Source organism: Streptomyces sp. LHD-70, assembly GCF_031157275.1.
Classification (GTDB): Bacteria; Actinomycetota; Actinomycetes; order Streptomycetales; family Streptomycetaceae; genus Streptomyces.
The window spans coordinates 1-1,040 of record NZ_JAVIFW010000056.1; the positions used below are offsets into that span (position 1 = coordinate 1).

The following is a 1,040-nucleotide window of genomic DNA, read 5'->3' on the forward strand; positions in this document are numbered from 1 at the left end:
AGAGGTCGTTAAGTCCGATCTTCCTCGGTTCGTGATCGCTCGATCGTGGTACTGATCGCCGTACGAGGCGACCATTCGTCATGTGCATGCTGGGATGCGGGCATGGATCGAAGACCGTATCCGAGCGACCTCTTGGACGAGCAGTGGGCGTTGATCGAGCCGATGATCACGGCCTGGAAGCAGGACCGGGTGGGCCGTTCGGCGACCGGAGATCCCGGAGTCTGCGATCTTCGGGAGGTCGTGAACGCGATCTTCTACCAGAACCGGACAGGCTGTCAGTGGCGCTACCTGCCCCACGACCTGCCGGCCTGGTCGGCGGTGTTCTACTACTTCACGCTCTGGCGCCAGGACGGTCTTGACCAGCGGATCCAGGAGCTCCTGCGCTGCCAGGTACGGGAGCGGGCCCGCCGATTAGAGGACCCGTCCCTCGTGATCATCGACACCCAGTCCGTGCGTGCGGCCGCGGGAGTTCCGAAGACCACGACGGGACTGGATGCGAACAAGAGGACGCCGGGGCGCAAGCGGGGACTGGCCGTCGACGTGCTGGGGCTGATCATCGGCGTCGTCGTCCTGGCCGCCTCCGCCCACGACAATGCCGCCGGCACCGCACTGCTCGACCTGGCTGCCGAGCGGTGCGGGAACCGTCTGGAGAAGGCCCTGGTGGACCAGGGCTTCAAGGACGAAGTCATCATCCACGGCGCCCTGCTGGACATCACCGTCGAGGTCGTGCGCCGCAACCCGGACAACCAGGGAAAGGGCTTCGTCCCGCAACCGAAGCGGTGGGTGGTCGAGCAGGTCAACGGCACCCTGATGCTGGACCGGCGCCTGGCCCGCGAGTACGACCACCGGCCCGACACCTCCGCCTCACGCGTCTACTGGGCCTCCACCGCGAACATGTCCCGTCGCCTCACCACACCCGCCCCGACCTGGCGCGACACCTTTCAGGCGGCCGCGTGAACATCACCGAGTTCCTGACGGATCTCCAGGCCCGCCACGACGAAGCCGTTGCGCGGGCTGATGAACTCCGCGGTCAGATAGAG

The 1,040-nt window shown here is 66.3% G+C and carries 1 protein-coding gene; it reads left to right on the plus strand.

Features of this window, described 5'->3' with window-relative positions; all coding sequences use genetic code 11:
- Positions 1 to 102 precede the first annotated feature (102 nt).
- The gene (locus RCO28_RS39235) at positions 103 to 957 is read left to right on the plus strand and encodes an IS5 family transposase (protein WP_308946203.1); all 855 of its coding nucleotides are present in this window, start codon (positions 103 to 105) and stop codon (positions 955 to 957) included.
- The last annotated feature ends 83 nt before the right edge of the window (positions 958 to 1,040 follow it).